The sequence below is a fragment of the Haloferula luteola genome (assembly GCF_014201715.1).
GTDB classification, from domain to species: Bacteria; Verrucomicrobiota; Verrucomicrobiia; order Verrucomicrobiales; family Akkermansiaceae; genus Haloferula; species Haloferula luteola.
This window is the reverse complement of sequence record NZ_JACHFD010000056.1, coordinates 1-3088: the sequence shown is the minus strand read 5'-3', so window position 1 is coordinate 3088 and position 3088 is coordinate 1. Positions and strand designations below refer to the sequence as shown.

The window sequence follows — 3088 nt, the reverse complement described above, 5'->3', positions numbered from 1 at the left end:
CTGGATCGCCCTCGAACACCTCCTGCCCGCCGTCACAGCACGCCATCACGGAGCAAACCGCGTCAGATGCTTCTAAACGGAGCGGACAGGCCATAACCACGGAGAGCGCGAAGAAAAACACGCACAGCCGCAATGTGAAAGCGCGAGGACTGACCCCTTTGAGAGGCGACCATCGAGGCCCAACGACTGCCCCCCGAACTACCAGCGCGCGTAGTGACGGCGCGGCTCGTGCGAGGTGCTCCTTCATCGGATTGGCGAAGCCGCAAGCAGCACGTTATCAGCACGAGACGTGACGTGACGGAACGAGTTTGCAGGACGGTCGGGTGGAGTTCGTTTCCGCGCCAGCCTTAAGATGTGCTGATGCCTCATTCACACTACCTATCACTCTTTGGGCTTTAGTCTCATTAATAAATTTTTCTCAGTAGAGTCAGTAAGCGATAACCTAGCAGGTATTACTGTTATTCTAATAGGTTCAGCATCAAAATCAATTTCTGTATTTTTATCCAAACCAAAATCATCACCAGTCAGCACGCCTATATCAACATTATGCAATTTACCCTTGGAAACATTAAATAGATAGACCCGCCTTTCTTTTATGGAGTTCATTCCAAATTTGTCTTCCGTCACGAGAAGCTGTGCGATCAGGTAGTTTTCTCCATACCAACGCCACGAAACTTCACCGTCAAAAAAGTCATTAAGACCTTCGCTTTCATAACTTCGAAAGGGTGTAGTTATCTGCAAACCTTCTTGAGAGTTCAAGCAAACTGCACATGGGACAAAGACTTTTTCTTCGTTAACAATAATAAACGCTGAATCAGCAAAAACATTACGAAGCATCACCCAAGATTTATCCAAATTACTTTCATAAACGAGCTTATCTGAAATTCTAGAATCAACTCGAATCTGAAATTTTCTCGCCGAAGAAGGGATCATAATTTCAACAATTTTCGTCGATACTTTGTATATATGACCATCAGTAAAGCATTTAATTTCCTTTTGAGTATCTGGAACATCTTTCAATCCCAGATGACCTGTTATAGCTGCTACTTTATGAGGAAATAATTCTTTCCCCTCATTCCATCCTTGATGACCTCGATGAGCTTCAATTCTCGTATTTCTCGTCACTTTTGAAGATAGTGTCAGGACTTCAAATTCAAGATCTTTTCCTTTTGAAACACCATCAGGAAGATTTCCCTTTTTAAGGGCTTCTCGCACTGCCGGGAGATATTCGGCACCTTCATGACCATAGCAACATATCACCCCAAAAATCAGTGCCGCAACAATGCAATTTAAATTATTATTCATCAGTATATTCTTTAATATCCTCAATACAAGCATCAGAAAGAGCTTTTGCCACTGCAGACCTTACAGCCTCTTTTTTGCCCATCTCATTCGCTGGAGCTTCCGTGTTAAAAAGAGCATCCGCAGCGGCATGAGACATCCATTCTATCTCTATCAAGGCAGCACGACAGGGTGTATGCCCCACCACATTGCCGTTTCCTAAACGAATTGCACTCGCATAGTCTGATAAGGTATCCAAACCCTTAGCGAGATTGGTTTCCCAATGAGCAGGACCATATTGACTGCGCGCCGAATTTTTTCCTTCGGCAGTTTCGTGGGCTGCAATTGCGGTTTCCACTTGCTGCCTAAGCCTTAGCCCCAGTGCTTTATCATCTTCCGAATTTAAGTTGCCAGTACTATCGACCAAATAAAATGGATCACGGTGTTGCCGGTTCACTGAATCATTGAAATGGATACTAACATAGGTATCACAACCATTTTCCCTAGCAACTTCCGTCCTATCTCCCATCCCTATGTTCGGATCGGCATTCCTCGTAAGGAAAACTCTTACATTACGATTTTTATAGAGTTCATTTTTACGAACTTCTGCTTCCATTTTTTGAGCAACATCAAGAGCAAATGAATATTCAACGACTTTGCTATCGTCTGCTTCGCCACCAATCGCATTTGATCCATCAATTATTCCCGTCCCACTCCCATGACCTGGATCAATAACAATTACAGCGGGAACTTCAAATTTCACCACTTCAATTTCACCCTCAATACCTTCAATCTCGACCTTAACAACAGCTTGATTCAGACCAATTGGCGGAAGGTTTACTCGAACTGCAGTGAAGCCATCATCTGCTATAGTCGTTTCACCGCTCTCTTGGCTCAATCTATTAAAACCATTTGCTCCAAAATTTGCAGAAGCCTCGAAGCGATCTTTATGATTTTGGCTTTCCGACCAGTCACCACGCACATCATCACCATCTACGACACCAAAAGGAGTCATAGTCCAGGCGACCTTTTTACCTTCTAAGGGCTCCCCTATTTTCAGTTTCAATTCACGATGAGCAATTCGATTGTTGTAGGGATCTTCTTCAATCATGCCGTTTCGTTTAGGAAGAAGAAGCGGCTTTTCTGACCCTGTAATTTCATTACCAGCTTCATCTTTCAGCTTCGGCGATAATTCCACTACCTCCACCGGCAGGAGGTCCACATCATACCGCCTCTCGTTCTCGAAGGTCCCTTCGTTCGCTTCCAAGGGGTCCAACACCACGCCCGTTTCCGACACATTCTCCCCTGCACGAACCGTCAGCTTCACCACCTCCGGGTCGCCTAGCGTGACTTTCGTCGCTTCGTTGATCGCCCCTTCATACCACGTTCCTTCGTTTTGGTAGTCCAAGGTCGAGGCTTTCGTCGCCACCTTCAGGAACGGAACTTCCAGGTCTTCGGTGAGTCTCCGGTTGAGCAACACCCAAACCTTCTTCGTCGCATGGGTCCCCCAGTATTGGAGGTAGCTCATTTCCTCCCCGTTTCCGCCATCCGGCACGGTCACCTCCCGTGAATGGAAATGGAAGCTCCCCCTCACCGCCTCCAAAGGTGGGAGATCCCAGGCTCCCCATCCCGCCGGGGGTTGCTCGGGGAAATCCTGGTGGCGGCTCAGTTTCTGTTTCCCCATGGTCAGATCGATCACCCCCGGAACCGGCGGGTAGGCGGGCCAATTCAGTTCGCTTAGGCCCAGCCAATCTTCCAGCTCCTCCTGCTCGATAGCACCCCCGTTGATCAAGGCGCTCACGCCGGT

2 protein-coding genes are annotated in these 3088 nt (G+C 47.2%); both read right to left on the bottom strand.

Features of this window, described 5'->3' with window-relative positions; genetic code table 11:
* Window positions 1–381 precede the first annotated feature (381 nt).
* A complete protein-coding gene (locus tag HNR46_RS20300; protein WP_184022496.1) occupies window positions 382–1305 on the bottom strand; it encodes a hypothetical protein in 924 nt (307 codons plus the stop codon).
* Window positions 1298–3088, bottom strand: a 1791-nt coding sequence (locus HNR46_RS20295; RefSeq protein ID WP_184022494.1) for an N-acetylmuramoyl-L-alanine amidase family protein, incomplete at its 5' end; no start/stop codon positions are given. The genes HNR46_RS20300 and HNR46_RS20295, both read right to left, overlap by 8 nt.